Annotated in this window: 15 protein-coding genes and 1 tRNA gene; 5 read left to right on the top strand and 11 right to left on the bottom strand. The window is 41.0% G+C overall.

The window, feature by feature from the left end; genetic code table 11:
• Position 1: 1 nt before the first annotated feature.
• Together ACOQON_RS00295 and ACOQON_RS00290 are read right to left on the bottom strand one after the other, a co-directional pair.
• Entirely contained in the window at positions 2 to 796 is a 795-nt protein-coding gene (locus tag ACOQON_RS00295; protein ID WP_420576929.1) for a (Fe-S)-binding protein, read from the bottom strand.
• Positions 793 to 2,103: a 4Fe-4S dicluster domain-containing protein gene (locus ACOQON_RS00290; protein WP_420576928.1), complete on the bottom strand. Its 1,311-nt coding sequence runs from the start codon at positions 2,101 to 2,103 to the stop codon at positions 793 to 795. Before ACOQON_RS00290 ends, ACOQON_RS00295 begins: the two co-directional genes overlap by 4 nt.
• A gap of 84 nt (positions 2,104 to 2,187) precedes the next feature.
• On the opposite strand from ACOQON_RS00290, the gene ACOQON_RS00285 reads away from it, so the two are divergent.
• From ACOQON_RS00285 to ACOQON_RS00275, 3 genes are all read left to right on the top strand, one after another.
• Positions 2,188 to 2,260: transfer RNA gene (locus ACOQON_RS00285), tRNA-Phe, on the top strand.
• A 568-nt stretch (positions 2,261 to 2,828) separates the two neighbouring features.
• A complete protein-coding gene (locus ACOQON_RS00280; protein WP_420576927.1) occupies positions 2,829 to 3,422 on the top strand; it encodes a TetR/AcrR family transcriptional regulator in 594 nt (197 codons plus the stop codon).
• Between the two features lie 40 nt (positions 3,423 to 3,462).
• Complete coding sequence (locus tag ACOQON_RS00275) at positions 3,463 to 4,362, top strand: alpha/beta fold hydrolase (RefSeq protein WP_420576926.1); 900 nt, start codon at positions 3,463 to 3,465, stop codon at positions 4,360 to 4,362.
• Here ACOQON_RS00275 and ACOQON_RS00270 read toward each other — a convergent pair whose 3' ends face one another.
• The 5 genes from ACOQON_RS00270 to ACOQON_RS00250 form a co-directional block, all read right to left on the bottom strand.
• Positions 4,363 to 5,106 carry a pseudouridine synthase gene (locus ACOQON_RS00270; RefSeq protein ID WP_420576925.1) on the bottom strand — a complete coding sequence of 248 codons (744 nt, stop codon included), beginning with the start codon at positions 5,104 to 5,106 and terminating at the stop codon, positions 4,363 to 4,365.
• Between the two features lie 12 nt (positions 5,107 to 5,118).
• Entirely contained in the window at positions 5,119 to 5,679 is a 561-nt protein-coding gene (gene scpB, locus ACOQON_RS00265; RefSeq protein WP_420576924.1) for an SMC-Scp complex subunit ScpB, read from the bottom strand.
• Complete coding sequence (locus ACOQON_RS00260; protein WP_420576923.1) at positions 5,679 to 6,056, bottom strand: TraR/DksA family transcriptional regulator; 378 nt, start codon at positions 6,054 to 6,056, stop codon at positions 5,679 to 5,681. Before ACOQON_RS00260 ends, scpB begins: the two co-directional genes overlap by 1 nt.
• Before the next feature lie 100 nt (positions 6,057 to 6,156).
• Positions 6,157 to 9,546, bottom strand: coding sequence for a lamin tail domain-containing protein (locus ACOQON_RS00255; RefSeq protein ID WP_420576922.1), 3,390 nt, complete (start codon positions 9,544 to 9,546; stop codon positions 6,157 to 6,159).
• Complete coding sequence (locus ACOQON_RS00250) at positions 9,543 to 12,320, bottom strand: triple tyrosine motif-containing protein (protein WP_420576921.1); 2,778 nt, start codon at positions 12,318 to 12,320, stop codon at positions 9,543 to 9,545. Before ACOQON_RS00250 ends, ACOQON_RS00255 begins: the two co-directional genes overlap by 4 nt.
• Before the next feature lie 147 nt (positions 12,321 to 12,467).
• Between ACOQON_RS00250 and ACOQON_RS00245 the strand changes: the two genes are divergently transcribed.
• Together ACOQON_RS00245 and ACOQON_RS00240 are read left to right on the top strand one after the other, a co-directional pair.
• A complete protein-coding gene (locus tag ACOQON_RS00245; RefSeq protein ID WP_420576920.1) occupies positions 12,468 to 13,460 on the top strand; it encodes an aspartate-semialdehyde dehydrogenase in 993 nt (330 codons plus the stop codon).
• A gap of 7 nt (positions 13,461 to 13,467) precedes the next feature.
• Complete coding sequence (locus ACOQON_RS00240; protein ID WP_420576919.1) at positions 13,468 to 14,661, top strand: THUMP-like domain-containing protein; 1,194 nt, start codon at positions 13,468 to 13,470, stop codon at positions 14,659 to 14,661.
• Here the strand turns inward: ACOQON_RS00240 and ACOQON_RS00235 are convergent.
• Genes ACOQON_RS00235 through ACOQON_RS00220 form a run of 4 tightly spaced genes read right to left on the bottom strand, consistent with a single transcriptional unit; the run spans position 14,642 to position 18,777 of the window.
• A complete protein-coding gene (locus ACOQON_RS00235; protein WP_420576918.1) occupies positions 14,642 to 16,453 on the bottom strand; it encodes a tetratricopeptide repeat-containing sensor histidine kinase in 1,812 nt (603 codons plus the stop codon). The genes ACOQON_RS00240 and ACOQON_RS00235 overlap by 20 nt on opposite strands.
• A 46-nt stretch (positions 16,454 to 16,499) precedes the next feature.
• Positions 16,500 to 17,156: a hypothetical protein gene (locus tag ACOQON_RS00230; RefSeq protein WP_420576917.1), complete on the bottom strand. Its 657-nt coding sequence runs from the start codon at positions 17,154 to 17,156 to the stop codon at positions 16,500 to 16,502.
• Positions 17,157 to 17,666, bottom strand: a complete 510-nt coding sequence (locus ACOQON_RS00225; RefSeq protein WP_420576916.1) for a hypothetical protein — start codon at positions 17,664 to 17,666, stop codon at positions 17,157 to 17,159. It abuts the gene before it with no gap.
• A 31-nt stretch (positions 17,667 to 17,697) separates the two neighbouring features.
• On the bottom strand, positions 17,698 to 18,777 hold the full coding sequence (locus ACOQON_RS00220) for a hypothetical protein (RefSeq protein WP_420576915.1): 1,080 nt from the start codon (positions 18,775 to 18,777) through the stop codon (positions 17,698 to 17,700).
• Positions 18,778 to 18,780 lie beyond the last annotated feature (3 nt).

The following is an 18,780-nucleotide window of genomic DNA, read 5'->3' as shown; positions in this document are numbered from 1 at the left end:
ATCAATCCAAACCTTCTGATTCTGCGATGAGTTCCGCCAGATCCTTCACTTTTACTGAATCTTCCTTCTCCTTGTTCTTAATCCCATCAGACATCATGGTCATACAGAAGGGGCATGCCACAGCAATCGTTTCTGCTTTTGTTTCAAGAGCTTCTTCTGTGCGTTCAATATTTATTTCCTTATTACCTGGCTCTGCGTCCTTAAACATCTGAGCTCCCCCTGCTCCGCAGCAAAGTCCTTTAGTTCTGCATCGCTTCATCTCCACCAGTTCAGCATCCAGCGCTTCTAAAACAGCTCTAGGAGCCGAATAAACATTATTGGCACGTCCCAAAAAGCATGAGTCGTGATAGGTGATTTTCTTTCCTTTAAACTCACCTCCGCCTTTCAGCTCTACTTTACCCTCATTGATGAGTTCCTGAAGAAACTGGGAGTGGTGCACAACATCATAATTACCACCAAGCTCAGGGTATTCATTTTTAATTGTATTGAAACAATGTGGGCAGGCAGTTACAATTTTTTTGATTTCATATCCATTCAAAACCTGGATATTAGACATTGCTTGCATCTGAAACAAGAATTCATTTCCTGCTCTTCTTGCCGGATCACCAGTACAGGTTTCTTCCGGTCCCAGCACAGCGAAATTTACACCTACTTTATTTAGAATTTTCACAAATGCCTTTGTCACACTTTTGTATCGGTCGTCATAAGATCCGGCACAACCTACCCAAAACAATACTTCGGGTTTCTCTCCTTTAGCTGCTAAATCTGCTACGGTTGGTATTTGTATTTCGCTCATTTTCCTTCTTTTAATTCGTTAGACCAGTTAAACCTATCCTGCACGCCAAACTTCCATGGGGCAAAGTTTGTCTCCACATTTTGAAACATCATATTCCATGATTCGGGAGCCGCAGACTCCTCCATTGCTACATATCTACGTGTTTGCAGGATAATGTCTAGCGGGTTAATATTTACCGGACAAGCCTCTACACACGCATTACAGTTTGTACATGCATTAATTTCTTCTTTTTGGATGTAATCGCCAAGCAAGGATTTTCCATCATCCAAACCATTTTTTCCCACGTCTTCCAGCCGATCTCGGGTATCCATCATGATTTTTCGGGGCGATAGTTTTTTACCTGTAAGATTCGCCGGACACTCCGAGGTACATCGGCCACACTCGGTACAGGCATAGGCATCCATTAAGTTCTTCCAAGTCAGGTCGTTTACGTCTTTTGCGCCAAAACGCATGCCTTCAGGTGGTGGTGATTGATCTCCTTCTACCGGCATACCCAGCATCATCTTTACCTCATTCGTGATCTCATCCATGTTGGTCATCTTACCCTTAGGGTCAAGTCTGCTGTAATAGGTATTTGGAAACGCCATAAAAATATGGAGGTGCTTGGAGTAGGTTACGTATAGAGCAAAAGCAAATATTCCTACAATGTGAAACCACCATGCGGTGCGCTCGACAAATATGAGTGAACTGGTGTCTAGTTGATCCAGCCATCCAAACATCATTGAACTGAAATAGAAAGATCCGGTCTGTACATAATGATCCGCTCCACGTGTCTGAAGAATTTGATCTGCACCATTCATTCCAAGAATGGCTACCATCAATAAAATTTCTATGATGAGAATGAGGTTGGCATCCAATGCTGGCCAGCCAACCATCTCAATTTTCTTGAATCGATTAATTCGAAGGATGTTTCTTCTAATTAAAAAGACCACACATGAGAAAAGTACACCTACAGCTAAAAATTCAAAGAAGTTGATCAACCCCGTATATAGCCCGCCTAGGATTGGAGCCGCGATTCTGTGAGTTCCAAATATCCCGTCGATCACAATTTCGAGAACTTCGATATTAATCAGGACGAAACCTATGTAAATCAATAAATGCAAAAAGGCAGGTATCGGACGCTTAAACATCTTCTTTTGGCCAAAAGCGACCAGAATCATATTCTTTAACCGCTCACCCTTATTGTCTGTGAGGTCTACATCTTTACCTAATTTGATATTACTGGAAATACGCTTGATTCTTCTGAAAATAAGGAAACCGAAGAAACCGGCTACCAGTACAAAAACGATTTGAGGGATATATTCCATAATGCTTTAAAAAATTCCTGCTACGAACTTCAATTTAAATTTTGCCTTTTCAAAGAAATACCTACTTTTGCCAACCCAAATTTTGGTGCTGTAGCTCAGTTGGTAGAGCATCGGACTGAAAATCCGTGAGTCGGTGGTTCGAATCCACTCAGCACCACCCAAGCCATCCTTCCTTAAGGGTGGCTTTTTTTATTCCACTAACCCAAAGATTTTGAAAATCCGTGAGTCGGTGGCTGGTACGCCAGCCCGGTCGATCCACTCAGCACCACCCAAGCCATCCTTCCTTAAGGGTGGCTTTTTTTATTCCACTAACCCAAAGATTTTGAAAATCCGTGAGTCGGTGGCTGGTACGCCAGCCCGGTCGATCCACTCAGCACCACCCAAGCCATCCTTCCTTAAGGGTGGCTTTTTTTATTCCACTAACTCAAAGACTTGAAAAATCCGTGAGTCAGTGGGTGGGACGCAACTCCGATGGACGCCAGTACCATCGAATCCCTGCCTACCCGGCAGGCAGGCACTCAGCACCACCCAAGCCATCCTCTCAAGGGTGGCTTTTTTCTTTTTCACTCAACAATCAGCTCTTCACATAAAGCTACCTAATTTCAGCTTTCTTCAATAGCACCCCGAAGATAAAATCAAATCAACAAAATAGTATGCATGCATACTATTTTAGAATAGTTATAAATTGATTTTTATTTTAATATACCGATTGGTATATTTGCATCATGGCGAGAAATCCCGAACATACCAGGCAGCTCATCATTGATAAAGCCCTTCCCATTTTTAACACGAAGGGTTACAACGCTGCGTCTATTTCCGACATTACCTCCGCTACAGGTATTACCAAAGGAGCCATATATGGGAATTTTAAAAATAAAGATGAGGTAGCCACTGCTGCATTTGAACGTGGAGTTGAAATCGTCGCAGGAGAGATTGCCAAAAGAGTCCGTATGAAAAATACTGCACCTGATAAACTGAAAGCTATCATCGATTTTTATGAGGAATATCTTAATGAACCACCGATTCCCGGAGGTTGTCCTGTTCTGAATTCTTCTATAGAAGCTGATGACAGTCTTCCCTTTCTTAGGTCGAGAGTTATTAGATCTATCGCCTTACTCAAAGATTCATTGACGAAGATCATTAATCGAGGGATACTTGAAGGGCAGATTAAACGCGAGGTAGATGCTGAGGAGTTCGCCAATTTTTTCTACTCGACTATCGAAGGAGTGATTTCTGTTTCAAGAATAGAAGGCGATAGCAGATCCTTTCAGCTTGTGAAACGTTTCATGGAAAAACAAATTAACGCAATAAGTATTTAAAAAAATTTATACATTAAAATACCGATTGGTATATTAAGTTATGGTAACTCACATTGAAATAAAAGGGGAAGATATCAGCCGACCAGCTGAACGCCCACCAAAAACAAACTGGAAAATTGAGGTAATAAAAAAAGGCCTTGGTCTGCTTCAGCACGCCTCTGCAAAAAGATCCGCCTCAATTATCTGGCATTATTTCACTATGCCGGGCAGAGTTGGATATAGCGATCCACAGCGTCAAATCATTAGCGAAGCTGAAGTATCTCAAACCAGCTATCAAAGAGATTTGATTAAGTACTACCGATGGGGAACTTCAGGACCTAAAGTTTTATTATGTCACGGCTGGCGATCAAAAGCCGCAGACTTTAGACGGATGATCAAAAAATTGGTAGCTGAGGGTTATCAGGTTGAAGCAATCGATATGCGCGCCCACGGAAACTCTCAGGGAAAGCATACGGCAATGCCCGAGTTTAGAGATATCATTAAAAATCACATTGCTAAAAATGGCCCTTATCAAACAGTAGTTGGTCATTCCATTGGAGCACTTGCTTCAGGAATTGCATTGAGTGAGCTTGGTTCAGCCTTTCAGCCTAAGCATTTTTTCGTCATCGCAGCTCCTCCTTATATCCGCTACTTTTTTAAGGATATTGTCAATGATGTTGGGTGCAACGAGTCTGTTTATCAGGCAATGTGCGGACTTGTCAAGGATAAATACCATCACTCTATAGATTACTTTGACCTTCGAATCAAAGCAAACGATCTAAAGAACATAAATACCCACCTTTTTTACTGTGAAGATGATCAGGTTATCCCGTTTGGAAAAGGAGAAGAGTTGGAAAATGCCTGGCCACATGCTTCGTTCGTTCATGTAAAAGGCTTAGGTCATTATAAGATTATAGCCAATGATTCAATCATTAGTTATATCACTAATTCAATGAAATGATTATTTCACACCTTTAAGCCCCATCACCTCTTTGGGGCTGAGGTGCCTGAATTTTCCCCTGGGTAGATTTTTTTTAGTAAGGGACGCAAACATTACCCGATCGAGCTTTTTGACTGTATAGCCAAAGTGCTCAAAAATTCTTCGAACAATCCGATTTCTTCCAATGTGGATTTCGACTCCAAGAATCTTGCTATCCTCACCAAGAATCGCCATTTCATTAACGGTAGCCATACCATCATCAAGCTTTACTCCCTTCAGAATGGCATCAAAGTCATCCTTGGTAATGGGTTTATCCAGTTCGACCTGATAAATCTTCTTTACTTTATGTGATGGATGGGTTAACTTCTTTGCCGTCTCACCGTCATTGGTAAAAAGCAGTAAACCGGTTGTTTCTTTATCTAATCTCCCGACCGGGTAGATGCGTTCATCGCATGCTTTTTCCACCAGCTCCATTACTGTGCGTTTAGCATGAGGATCCTTTGTGGTGGTGACGAAACCACGAGGCTTATTTAATAAAACATACTGATGGGTCTCAGATTTAAGCTTTTGTCCTTTGTATTCAACCGTATCAGTTTTTTTTACTTTATAGCCCATTTCAGAGACTACCTTCCCGTTCACCTTAATCTTACCTAAGGCAATCAGGTTATCAGCCTCACGCCTGGAGCAAACTCCGGCATTGGCCACAAACTTATTAAGCCGAATTTCAGCTGGTTTATTGGTTGGTTTTTTTTGGGGCTTCTTCATCGGCAGAACTGACTATTCTTTCTCTTCACCGATGGTATTGTCTTCAGCAGTAAAATCTTTCGGGGTAGGAAGTTCTTTTAGATCATTGATGCCGAAGTAATCCATGAATTTTTGGCTGGTGCCATATAGCAAAGGTCTTCCCACACCTTCGGACTTTCCCTTGATTTCAACAAGTTCTTTCTCCAATAACTTCTGAATGGAGTAATCGCAGCTCACTCCTCTTATTTGTTCAGCTTCACTTTTTGTAATGGGCTGTTTATATGCAATGATAGAAAGTGTTTCCAATGCTGAGTTGGAAAGGCGTTTCTTTGATTGTTGCTTTAGCAAAATACCAATGCTGGCCTGGTATGCTGGCTTAGTTAGAAATTGATATCCACCTCCTGACTTGACCAATTCCATGGCAAAATCATCGTCTTTGAATTTTTCTTCGATAACCTGCAGCCCGGAAGTTATGTCGTCTACAGGCACATCTGCGTCAAACATCTCTTTGAGGCACTCCTGAATTTCATCTTCAGTAATGGGTTTTGGAGAGCAAAAAACCAGTGCTTGAATATGGTTTGCCAGATAGTCCATTACGGCTTTCTGTTCAACTTAGCATCTATGCTCTGAGTTGTGTGAGGTACTGCCATTAGTCGCTCCTTAGAAATAAGCTTTCCGGTATCCACACAAATGCCATAGGTGCCATTCTTGATACGCACTAATGCATTTTCCAGGTTATTGATAAACTTCTGCTGCCGACCTGCAAGCTGGCTCAGCTGCTCTTTCTCTGCTGTATCAGCACCATCTTCCAATGTCTTCACTGAAGAAAAATTATCGCCGCTATCGTCAGATTCTCTTGTAAGAGATGCTTTTAATGTATTCAGCTCTTCTTTCGCCTTATTCAGCTTTTGTAGAATAAGCTCTTCAAATTCTTTTAGCTCTTCATCTGAATATCTCGTCTTTTCGCTCATGGCAGGTGATATTTAAATTCTAACAACGTAAAAATCAAGCGAAAATACTCACCTTGATGCACAATAAATAATTGGATAAATCCAAATTGAGAATTTCACTTCAAAAATCTCTTCCAACCACCACTGTTTCTTTGATGGTCTCAGAGTTGCCGTTACTATCATATATTTCAAATATGATCAGATAGTAACCCATTCGTGCCATTTTTCCATCATTTGTGTCACCATCCCAGCGAAGAAACCCTGTAGTGGAGAGCAGAGCTCCCTGTGCTAAATTTTTTACCAGTCTTCCCACTTGATCATAGATGTTCACGTTTGCAAACTTCCCAGGTTCGCTAAATTCATAATTAATTGTCGTGAAATCTCTACCGGACCCGACATTTCCGGGGATAAAAACCTCAGGGCTCGCAGTAACTCTTCCTTTTGGCACATCTGACATAAAGGATTGAGAGTTAAGGTAACCAGGAGTAGCAAAGCCTTCAGTACTGGAGGCCGAACGCCAATTGTCCGCGTTGTTTGGCTGTGAAAAAGACACACGCTCCAGTGAAACGCCATCTACACTTTCCAATAAATTGAAATGATAGTCCTCTTTATAGAAGAACTCATCCTTAACATCAGCGTTTGAATCTAAAATTAGAACTGTGCCTTCATCGTCATTATAAGGTGGCATAGAAGCCATTTCCAACAGACTCTCAGTTTGTGCCTTCGGGTAATTGGTGAGAAGAACGTCTTTGTCGGTGGTAAGCACCAGATATTGATTGGGAGCTAAAACCAACTCTTCCTCGAAAATGACATCTGAGTCAATTTCTTCTGTATCAAGTCGGGCTATCTGCCAGCCTTTCAGACTGATATATTTATCTGAATCATTATAAATCTCCACAAAATCAACTCCATTCGGTCGTGGATTGAACAGCACCTCACTAAGTTTAATTTCTTCTTCCTCAGCCTGAACAGGAAGTGCAAACACAGCTGATAAATCATTCGAAGTGTTTCCGGAACAATCACTAACATCGGAAATGGTTAGCGTATACGGAACATTTTCTGTGAGTTGAGAGCTCAGCTTAATAAACAGTGTTTGTGGATAAAGGAAGTTGAAAATAATTTCTTCTACTGTAACCGAGGGGGAAAGTTGAACATCAACAGCTATCTGATTCGATGGAGTCAGTTTTTCATTGAAATCAATCCTGACAGAATCACCAGATAAAGCAAATACACGGATAATTTCAGGCGAAAAATTGTCAGGAAAACTCTCCGTAATTGAGTTAGCTCGTCCCGGCGTTCCGCCATCAGGATCATCCGAACTACCCCAGTTATCCTCTTCCTTACAGGGGTTGGATACGTCTTTCATTTCTAGCGTGATCCCCCCTTCGCTTTTGTCTTCATCATGCCAGTCGGGATCATAATTCACAGAAAAAACCAAATCCTCATTTCGGGAGAGAATTAATTGTTCACCGGAATTATTCAATGAAGGAAAGCTCGGTACGCCAATCACATTATCACCAAATTCAGAAGCCGCTGATGTTGAGGTTAACACATAATACATTCCCGGGCCTATCATCATAGGTGGAAGATCAACAGTGGAAGAAGCATCAGTCAGCTCCACACCCTCAAGGCTTATTATGTCCTCGGTAGCATTATAAACCTCAATGAACTCACGGTTTGGCAGTTCCAGTTGAGGGTCAGGGTCAAACATAATCTCTGTAATAATCAATTCATTGAAAACAGGGCTTCTTCCTAAACCAAATGAAAAAGTTATTTCATCGATTAGATTACCTGAACAATCCGCCACATTAGAGAGGGTGAGTTCGTATTGCTTACCAGCCTCAATAGATTCATTGAAAGTTATTTCTACAGATGTTGGAAACTCTCCTTCCACACTGATTTGATTGACAGTAAGGCCGCCGGTTATTTCATAATCCCCGCTTGATAGACTGGCAGCATCCATAACTTCGGAGAAATTTATGATCACGCCTATGTCAAAGCTGTAAGATAGAATGGTGGGCTTGGTTGTGTCCGGGGTGTCATCGAAGACAGAATTTTGAGTGCCGGGAGTCCCACCTGAGGGATCTGTAGAAAGAGCATAGCTTTCTATGGAAAGACATGGATCATTTGGGTTAATTAGCTCTGTGGAGACCCCATCTTCAGTATCCTCAAAGCTCAATTGATGAATAATCGTTGCTGATGCATTTGCGATTATAATGTCATCCCCTGAATTGTTAAGTGCCGGAAAAGAAGATACTTCCAGGACATCTCCATACCCCGAGAATAAGGGTTCATTTCCTGTTGCAGCTAAGATCAGGTATTCACCCGGTCGCAATGTCGTTGACTGGAATGCTGAAGAGGAGCCGGATGCATCACTTATTGTCCAGTTTTCAAGATCGATAAACTTGTCAGACCGATTGAATATTTCCACATATTCCTCGCTTGGCAACCCTGACTCATCATTCGGTGCAGCCATGTATTCATTGATCACCACATCCAACAAAACAGCCTCTTCAAAAACCAGATACTCGAAACTCTGCTGACTATTGGTCCCAATCATATTTCCATTTTCATCCTCCACATTATTAATTGTCAGTGTGTATGTGGCACCATTCGTAAGCTGATCAACAGTGAGGTGCACGATGGAATTGTTTGAGGCATCTCGAGAAGCATCCGCAACGGAGACACCTCCATCTATCTCATAATTACCGATGACTTCCGAAGTTGTTTCATCAACAGGCTCACTAAACTGAATATCAACTTGAGTATTAGAAATTGTTGTGATGGTCTGGATAGTGGGTGGTGAGGTGTCTGGATAAGAAACTCCCTGAATATTAAAATCATCAAAAAAATGATTATTGGCAGGAGAGGAAGCGCTTGATTGCTCGATTAAGAGTCCAAAGTATGAGCTTTCCAAAACGTCATCATCGAAAGCAGTACCAATCGAAGTAAAAGAGCCAGATGCATCTTCATCAACTAATAACTCCCAATTTCCAACATCATCCCTGGTAACACGAATTCTAAATGGATTGCTTGAACTACTATTCACTAATCCATCCGCTGTTGTAATTATTGGTGGATCATTCTCTGTTGAGGTTCCATTTACTATTTTGAAAAAAGCAATCCTGTCTTCAGTATCCCCCACCCTAACAAAGTATCCATTTAGGACAGATGACAAATCTGCATTATCGCTTACCAAAAAGAAATCAACATAATTAGCTCCTGAAGTACTGAATTTCAAGTCAATGTAGAACTCCCAGCTCGCTTCATAAATTGCATCAGATTCTGTAGATAAGTAGTATTCTAAAGATGAGTCTAAATCTCCTGCATTAGATCGTAATCTCCTTTCTCCTCCATCATCTACTAATATGAAATTCCCAACATCACCAATCAAGGGTGGAGAAAACATATCAGGAGTATCACCTAATGTTTCATCTTCAAAATCATCCTGATATTGAGCACTCACCATGAATACAGAGTAGCTCAACAATACGTAGAATAGTATTCTCACAACTTAGTCGTTTCTGCTGTTCCAGAAATTTTCAGCCCTCCATCCAGAATCAGTTTTCTCAAAACCCACTCCAACGGAAATACCATGATAGCTATCCCGGCATCAATGAGAAAATCAACTACCGGTGTGCTCTCTATTTGAAGAAATGCACCAATAACGGCCTGCATAAACTGAATGATCACCACTAATGTCAAAATGCTCAAGCCATGTTTTACGATACGGTTGATGGCCTTAGACTCATCCAACCTGGAGGTAATCCCAATAATTAGCGCGAGAATAACCGCCTGAATTGCATAAAACCAAGGCTGCTGCCAATAAGGGGTGGCTACTGTAAAACTCAACAAGGTGTCTTCTTCCACCTGACCTAATGCATCACGTACCCTAACGTCTAATTGATACTCCCCGGGAGGGAGATAACTGTAATCGATGAGGTTTGCATGAGTCCACTTCGACCACTCATCTGTTAATCCACTCAGGCGATATTGGTATTCCGGATTCAGCAAACCCACATAATCCGGCTTGAGCAATTCAATACTCAGCATATTTTGATCATGAGAAAGCTGGAGTTGCTGATCAACTCTAAGCTCACCTTCTTTTCCTACAAGTCTCTTCACAAACATGGAATAAGACTGATGGAATTCCGGTATTTGTTTTGCAGAATAAGCCAGGAGTTGATTATCGTCTGTAATAAGCCAATAACGTTCCAACTTTTCGTCATAATTGATGTACTTCAGGTTCGGAAAAACACCCAGGTATTTGAATTCCTCCACGTTACCATCAGGAAGAAGTAGCTGCCATATTTTTCCATTGTAAAGCCATACCCTGCTTTTTTCATTATGAATATGATGGTGTGGTGAGCCAAGTTCCTCTTCCAGATCCCTGTCTTTCACAATCCGGTCCATCTCCCGATCCAAACGGAAATAGCCTTGAGAATTAATGAAATATAGTTTTCCTGAGTGCTCCCAAATACTCAATTCATCATAGTAGCGATTATTAATTTCATAGCTATGCTGAATATCAAAACCCTCATCCTTAAAGACTCCCTGATAAATATGAGTGGTGCCTGCCAGCCAAACTTCACCCAAGTGATCCATGTACACATTTAAGATCACATCCTCAAAATAGGTGCTTGAAATCTCGGTCCAGATATTATTTATCAGGTCAAAATATTTTAGCATTCCCCGTTCAGTACTGATTAATAGCTTGTTAGTGGCTGGTACAGCGTATGCATATTTCACAGGATGGTTGATGACCAATTGCGCAGAATTCTTATCAATCTCATAGATGCCGGTGTGACTTGTTGCAAGAATCCGATCTTTGGTTTCTATCAACTGTCGAAACTTGCCATCAGTCTCAGGAACGTGATGAAATTGATAGCTTACTCCGGTAACTACCTTCTCTACCCGTCTTACATATTTATACTTATCTTCTTCGGCTGCCTTCTCACTTTTTTGTTCATCGTTTGATGAGAAGATCTTTTTAAAGAAACCTTTCTTTTCTTCAGACTCATTGCTCTCTTTTGCCCGATCCTTTTTCTTAAATAAACCACTCAAAAAACCACGCTTTTTCTTTTTATCTTCCTCCTCTTCGGCCTCTTCTTCCTGCTGCTCATCTTCATCCTCCTGAGTTTGCTGTTGTGCTACCACCTTCCTTGATTTCTGAGACTCCTTCTTCACCTGCTGTACATACACTCTGCTGCGATAGGAGGTATCACGAGAAAAGTAGTAAACACCCAGGCTCGTGTTAATCCACAAATCTTCTTTGATACGCTGAGCCTCAATTAGATTTCCTTCCAGTCCAGGAAAATTGGTATAGCTGTATGCTGGAAAAAGTGGGGCGATCCGTGTCAGACCAAACTCATGCGCCACCCATACCCCCTGGTTTTCATCTGCAAACAAATCATGTATTTCATTGTCTGGTAACCCTGAGTGGTAGTCCGTTACCTCGAAATAATTTGAGTCACTAACATGAAGAAAAAATACTCCCGACTCAATCGTTGAACATGCTACAAGAGAATCATTCACCCATTCCAAATCTGTAATCGCAACACCTGCCTCTTGCAATCGATCATGATGATGGTGTGGCTTGACCTGATCACCTTGCTTCACATAAAGTCCACCTTCCAGATCTACTGAAAATTCGTTTTTACCATCTGGGGATGGTAGGATAATTCCCCATAACTTCCCTGGATTTGATAGACTGTCAATTTTTCCCGACTTGACAGTTAAAACCTTTTCTTCATAGGTATTAATAAATAGCGTGCTATCCTTTAAGTATCCATTGAGAAAATCTCCTGACAGCAGATTTGTTACCGTCTCCGTCTCTGGTTCATATTGATAGAGGTTCTTATCACTCAAAAAATAAACTTTGTTCCTCGTAGTGAAGGTTTGCAAAAAATGATCGGTTAATGAATCACTATCTACAATGGGTACATATTTATACGTATTGGAAATAAAATCAAGTTTACCAAATCCACCGAGGCATCCGACATAAACAACATTATCCTCAGAAACGGATAGAGAGAGAGCTGATGAATTTGTTCGGTAAAAACTCCATTCATTCCCATCGTACTTCAAAACACCAAATCTGTTGGCAATACAAATAATTCCGTTCTTGTCTGCAGTGATCTCAAAATTGATATTATCTATCTCCGAATGCTTGGGTGAGTGGTGAGTCAAAATGAAATCGCCCGTTTGAGCAGGGGCAACCTGGTAAACAATAATGAGCAGAAGGCAGAGAAATACTCTTTTTATATGGTGAGTTTTTGATGGCATATCTTGTGGTTTTAGTGGATCGGAAGTGCATTGTTATTCCCAAAAAGATACTTTTCAGAAAGAAATGTAGAACCGATACTTTATCTCATCGAATCATAAAAGTAGTAGTTTTGTATGACAATCATTGTTCAAAGAATTTAAGCTAATATGAAGGTTGCAGTAGTAGGCGCGAGCGGTCTGGTAGGCCAAAAGATGCTCCAGATTATGTCCGAAAGAAATTTTCCTGTAGATGAGCTTTTACCAGTAGCATCAGAGCGATCAGTCGGTAAAAAAATCATATACAACAATAAGGAATACACGATTCTTTCGATGGAAGACGCAATTGCTGCCAAACCTGATATTGCTCTGTTCTCAGCAGGTGGGTCTGTTTCTTTGGAGTTTGCTCCGAAATTTGCTGAATCCGGAACAGTGGTGATTGATAATTCCTCAGCATGGAGAATGGATGCAGGAAAGAAACTGATCGTACCGGAAGTAAACGGGCATGTGCTTCGCATCGATGACCGAATCATTGCAAACCCTAACTGCTCAACTATTCAAATGGTGGTGGCCCTTAAGCCACTTCATGATACATTCCAAATAAAACGTATTGTTGTTTCTACCTACCAGTCAGTTACCGGGTCCGGAAAAGGTGCTGTGGATCAGTTGGAAGGAGAACGAGAAGGAAAGGATATCAAAAAAGTGTATCCACACAAAATAGATATGAACGCACTCCCTCACATCGATGTATTCCAGGAAAACGGGTATACGAAGGAGGAAATGAAGATGGTGAATGAAACCAAAAAAATCATGGGTGATGATTCCATCAAAGTCACTTCAACCTGCGTCCGAATCCCAACTGTTGGAGGACACTCAGAAGCTATCAATGTGGAATTTGAAAATGAATACACACTTGAACAAGTGTACTCCATTCTGTCAAAAGCTCCCGGAGTTACTGTTGTAGACGATCCCGGTAAAAACGAATACCCAATGCCGCTTAATGCTCATGATAAGGACGATGTATTCGTAGGTAGAATTCGACGTGACGAAACTCAGCCTAAGACACTTAATCTTTGGGTGGTCTCTGACAACCTCAGAAAAGGGGCTGCAACCAACACCATCCAGATTGCGGAATATATGCTTGAGCACAGCTTGGTTTATTGAGTGGCTTATGACTTCACGTATTGATTTTCTAACTCAACCAGAAGTCAGGAAATATATTCGTGAAAATATAAATTCAGACACAACTAAGCTCATCCTAAACCCTCCTCCTGATTTCAAGGAGCACATTAAAGATATAGTCAACCAAATTCGATCACGGCAGAAAGCCAAAGGTAAGCTCGATAATTGGGCTGAGAATTACGAATTAGTGATGCCTTTGCCACTTTCGTTGGAACAAGCCTCATCAAGCCTAACCAGTAAATACAGACAGGGACTAATCTCCGGAAAACACCTGATAGACCTTACTGGCGGAATGGGAATAGACTGTCTTTCTCTCTCCGATTCATTTGAGCGCACAACCTATGTAGAGGAAAGTACAGAATTATGCGATGTGTTTCAGCATAATTCAGCGATGTTGGAAAAGCCAATAGAAATCATTAATGCAGAGGCTGGTAATTTTCTTCAAGATCATAAAACTGATAAAAAAAATACTGTAGCTTATATCGATCCTGCCAGAAGAGACCAAAGCAGAAATCGCGTTTTTCAAATAGAGGATTGCTCCCCCAACCTTATTGATTTGATGCCACTTCTTAAAAAGAGGGTATCGGAGTTACTGATCAAGTATTCTCCACTACTTGATATCAATTTAGTATTTAAAAGGATTGATGGTATCAAAGAAGTACATGTTGTTTCAATAAAAAATGACTGTAAAGAACTTTTGTTTCTAATTGATTTTGAGTTCGTGGGCACCCCTTTGATAAGGTGTGTTAATCTGGAAACCAATCAACCGAATTTTTCATTCTCTGTTGATGAAGAACACTCAGCAAATCCTTCGTATGATAGCTATGGACGTTTTATCTACGAGCCAAACGCTTCTATTTTGAAAGCTGGTGCATTCAAAAAAATTGGAGAAGCATTCAACCTGAAGAAAATCTCAGAAAATACACATCTCTATACCTCTGATCAAGTCATTAAAATCTTTCCCGGTCGAATCTATGAAGTAAAAGAAGTAGCAAAAAAGGGCTCGATTAAGGAATACGGAACAGGTGGAAAGATCAATGTAGTCACGCGAAACTACCCATTGAGTGCACAAGAATTAAAGAAAAAATGGAAGCTCAAAGATGGTGGAGAGTACTTTCTGTTGGCGTTTAGAGACCTGAATGGAAAGCCACAAATGGTCATTGCTACCCGGATTGACTTGTGAAAATAATTCTAAATACAGATCCTTTACCTTGCACGCTTTCCACTTCGATTTTTCCACCAAGACCTTTTACAAAATCATAGCAGAGAGCTAAACCCAATCCGTTTCCACGCTCGCCAGCGGTTCCAGGAGTGCTTTCAAGTCCTCCGGAGAATAAATTTTCCTTCTTTTCCGGTGACATCCCAATACCCTCATCTATCACCTCGATCACTTTCGTTTTGTTACCTTGGACACAGTTGATTTCGATGGTGGATTTAGGATTTGAAAACTTTATTGCGTTTACTATCAGATTTCTCAAAAGCACTCTCACAATTCCACGATCCGAGTGAAGGTAAAAACCAAATGCCGAATCATATTTCAAATTGATTTCTTTCTCATCTAACCTTTCCCGTAGTTCTTCATCCAGTTCTTCAATCAATGGGTTCAAGGAAAAGTCTTCTTTCCTCAGATTTTCTCCTTCCATTTGCCCTTCTGCCCAAAGGAATATGTTGTTGAGTAGGTTCATGAGATTGGAAGTTTTCTCTTTTACTTCTGGTAAAAGTGGTTCTATTTCCTCCCTGCTGATGAGCTTCTCATTAAACATTTCTATCACTCCTGAAACCGATTGAATAGGAGATTTCAAGTCATGTGAAACAATGGCAAAAATTTTCGCTTTGAACTTGTTCAGATCTTCCAGTTTTCTTTTCCGAATACCCAACTCGCGCACTACCATTACAATAATGGCTATCAAAATTGCGGCAATCACCAGAGCCACAACTAGTCCTTGAATAATTAACTGCCGTTGGTCTGCCAGCTGTTTATTCAATTTATTTTTCGATTCAAGCACCCTCATTTGAAAAAGTCGCTGGTAGTAGGATAGGAGCTCAAGTTCATTAACCGTATTAATACTCTGAACACTATCCAGATACTGTTCATGTAACAGCTCCATTTTGTAAGCCTCCTCATATTTATTTACAGCACCGTAACATCGCGATAATGTTTTGCAGGCTGTATAGATAAGCTCTTTAACACCACTCTCTAATGCCATCTCATAAGCTTCTATGGCTAGTTTTAGCGCTTGTTCATTCTTACCCATGGAGCGATTCAATTCTGCCATCAGTTGATTAGAGCGAATAATCCCTCTCTTGCTATTGAACTCCCTTGCATTTTCATAAGTGAGGCTCACCAGAGAATCCGCCTTCTGAAAATTTCCTTTCTTGAAATTGAGTTCTGCTCTATTGAAAAAGTAAATCGAATGTAAATGAACGAACTTAGGATCCAGAAATTTATGTGCCTCTTCTAAATAAAAACTAGCCGAATCGAAGTAGCTAAGATCGAGGAAAGCCTTCCCGATATTATTGTTGACTGCAAACAGACGAAATGTGTCCTTTAACTGCTTTTGAAGAGCAAGCTCAGACCGGTAATAACCAATTGCATCCAAGTCCAGGCCCGACGCTGCATATACATTTCCAATGTTTCCCAGGTTCTTAGCCATGACCTCTTCAAAATCATTCAGTTCTGAAATCTGGAGAGAAGCCTGAATCTTCTCTAGTGCTTCCATAGGGTTTCCCAGTGACCAATGAGCACTGCCAATTCTATTGAGTGTGACAGCAATTAGCGAATCATCCTTTGCTTCATTAGCTAATCGATTGGCTTCTTCAGCCAACTCCAGACTCACATGTGGTTGATCATAGACAAGTGAGTCACATTGCTTAATGATTCGATCAATTTCCTGAGCATAATTGATTCTTTGTGCCTGAATAGATGACAGGAGGCACAAGATTAACAATCCGGATAGGTGAATGGTGAGTTTCACGTAAAGAAGATAACCTGTTTTAAATACAGGTCAAAGATAGTGTTAATCAGAATCTTCCAAATCGGAAGCTGATCAAAGCTGTAGTACCCGAAATATCTTCATCTTCTACATTTTCCAGCTCTGTGCCTGAAACGTAACGATAGGTCATTCCAGCTCCTAATCTGAAATATTTGGTGATGTTGAATTCCACTTCGATTCCGGGTTCTGCTACAAAAAACACCGTGTTTTCTACTGTGAATTCAGAATCTGCAGGATTGTTTACAAAAAAGTCTTTGTCAACTACCTCTAGTGAGCCTGCTCCTAAAATGATCGGAAAACTGATGTGAATCAATTCTTTAGGAGCAATCGTCCCGCCTATAATTACACCTCCATACCCTCCGTGCAGATTAAGTTGCTTAGTTTCCGTTTGACCTGGCACTAGGCCTTCAAACTCTACATTTGTGACTAATCCATAACCCGCCACTCCAAAAAGATATCTTCTGTTTATGATGAAACCACCATATGCTCCAACCAACAAACCACGCTCGCCATTCAAATCCCCAACCTTCAGATCTGCTGCACCAAATGCATTGAGGTCATTTTTTTTACTTAAAAGAGACTTCACCTCTTCATCCTTGGGGTCATTGGTATCCATGTAGGTCTGTGCGTTGACAAAAGTTGACGCAGCAAGAATGAGTGATATAATGAGTGACTTTTTTACCACTTAGAAAACATATTTAAATGAAATGGCAGCATCCCAGAACCGTGCTTTGGTATGCCTCATACCAATGAAATTAAAGTACGGCTTGATATCAAATCCGAAGGTAGCTGGGACCTCCAGCCATCGATACTCTATGCCAAGGCTTGCGTCCACACCCATGGTGTAAAAGCTCTTTGATTCGTAAACAAATTCATCGCCAGCTGCATTAGAAAGTGTTTTCGATATATCATCAAATTTTTCATAGCCTACATGTCCGCCTATCCCATAGTGCAGGTAGAATCGATCATTGAAGGAGAATTCCATGGGCTGATGAAAGAGATATAGGGCCGTATATTGCATCCCTTCATTTCTTCCGCTCAGAATCATTTCAACGGCCTCATCCTCAGTTACAAATTTCTTATAAGTGAGGCCAGATGTATGGCCTAGTCTGATTCCACCTGACTTTTCGTACAGCTGCTGTGCTGCTGATCCGAGTGAAATCAGCGCAAAAAATACATAGAGAATTATTTTCACGGGTTTCCGGTGGTGACGGTACATGTAGGTGTTAATCTCGGTCTACGAAAATTGGCGTTTCTTTAATGGCAATAATCAGCTCACCACCATCAGCTTCAATGAGCAACTGACCATGACGAGTGTTGGTATTTCCAACAAAACCGGATAAAGAGATTTTACCTTCATCAGCAAATTGCTGCTTTTGCATGGTAAGCATGCTATTAGGCAAGATCATTCGATCTTCCGGTCCTTTTATATATGTTTTTATGTAGGATGCCTGGTTAAGAACCAGGTTGATGTCTGTTGATTTTCCAGTGATATCAATGCTATTAAAATCCTTTTCAATACGACTTAGATAGATATCTCCATAGCTGAAATCTAACCTGGCTGACCCCCTTAATAAATCTGATGTTAAATCAGTGAAAGAGCCTTCACACATGATTTCTCGTGCATCCATTAAGTGAATCTTATCGTTCCGTGAATTCAACTGAACTCGCCCGATTTTATCAACACGAATTTCGGAGCTTCCACTTTCAATATTCAAATCGATAGCCTCATCAATTCTTACCTCAGCTCCTCGCAGAGTGAAAATACCGTCTTTCAACTTACCGAAAGAAGCCTTTCCGAAGCTATGCTTAAGATTGAGACTTTCAGACAGATCATTGGCTTTGATATCACCATGAGAAATGTCAAGATCTACCCTTCCATTAAGGTTGGCCATGTAAAGGTCTCCATATTTGTTCTCCACACTCAACATTACATCCTCCGGAAGCCACACCTGATAATCCACTTTTAGCTTGTTATTGCCCATCACACCTTCAACCTCACTCAGCACGTTTCCAAAAATACCGCCTCCGCTGCTGATTTCGGTAACTGCAGAAATTACACTGCCAATTTTTCTGAATTTGACATCTACGCGTGACATGGATTTACTTACCGCTGACGAATTTTTTCCTTCTGCTCTTACCACTACTTCAAACCGAACAGAGTCCAAATTCCAGGTGCGAACAATCACTTCACCGTATTTAGTGACAACCTCAACCTTTGCATCATCAGGAACTGCAAATGAGCGCTTAAAGTCACGCTCCTGCCGTACCTGTGCCAACAGAGGAGTTGTCAGTATTAGGGCCATTAA

The organism is Ekhidna sp. (genome assembly GCF_965221965.1).
Classification (GTDB): domain Bacteria; phylum Bacteroidota; class Bacteroidia; order Cytophagales; family Cyclobacteriaceae; genus Ekhidna.
This window is presented reverse-complemented; position numbering and strand designations above follow the sequence as displayed.

What these genes read in the sequence shown, in the direction of transcription:
- ACOQON_RS00295 (WP_420576929.1), bottom strand. Translation starts at nt 796, where the DNA reads ATGAGCGAAATACAAATACCAACCGTAGCAGATTTAGCAGCTAAAGGA.
- ACOQON_RS00290 (WP_420576928.1), bottom strand. Translation starts at nt 2,103, where the DNA reads ATGGAATATATCCCTCAAATCGTTTTTGTACTGGTAGCCGGTTTCTTC.
- ACOQON_RS00280 (WP_420576927.1), top strand. Translation starts at nt 2,829, where the DNA reads ATGGCGAGAAATCCCGAACATACCAGGCAGCTCATCATTGATAAAGCC.
- ACOQON_RS00275 (WP_420576926.1), top strand. Translation starts at nt 3,463, where the DNA reads ATGGTAACTCACATTGAAATAAAAGGGGAAGATATCAGCCGACCAGCT.
- ACOQON_RS00270 (WP_420576925.1), bottom strand. Translation starts at nt 5,106, where the DNA reads ATGAAGAAGCCCCAAAAAAAACCAACCAATAAACCAGCTGAAATTCGG.
- scpB (WP_420576924.1), bottom strand. Translation starts at nt 5,679, where the DNA reads ATGGACTATCTGGCAAACCATATTCAAGCACTGGTTTTTTGCTCTCCA.
- ACOQON_RS00260 (WP_420576923.1), bottom strand. Translation starts at nt 6,056, where the DNA reads ATGAGCGAAAAGACGAGATATTCAGATGAAGAGCTAAAAGAATTTGAA.
- ACOQON_RS00250 (WP_420576921.1), bottom strand. Translation starts at nt 12,320, where the DNA reads ATGCCATCAAAAACTCACCATATAAAAAGAGTATTTCTCTGCCTTCTG.
- ACOQON_RS00245 (WP_420576920.1), top strand. Translation starts at nt 12,468, where the DNA reads ATGAAGGTTGCAGTAGTAGGCGCGAGCGGTCTGGTAGGCCAAAAGATG.
- ACOQON_RS00240 (WP_420576919.1), top strand. Translation starts at nt 13,468, where the DNA reads ATGACTTCACGTATTGATTTTCTAACTCAACCAGAAGTCAGGAAATAT.
- ACOQON_RS00220 (WP_420576915.1), bottom strand. Translation starts at nt 18,777, where the DNA reads ATGGCCCTAATACTGACAACTCCTCTGTTGGCACAGGTACGGCAGGAG.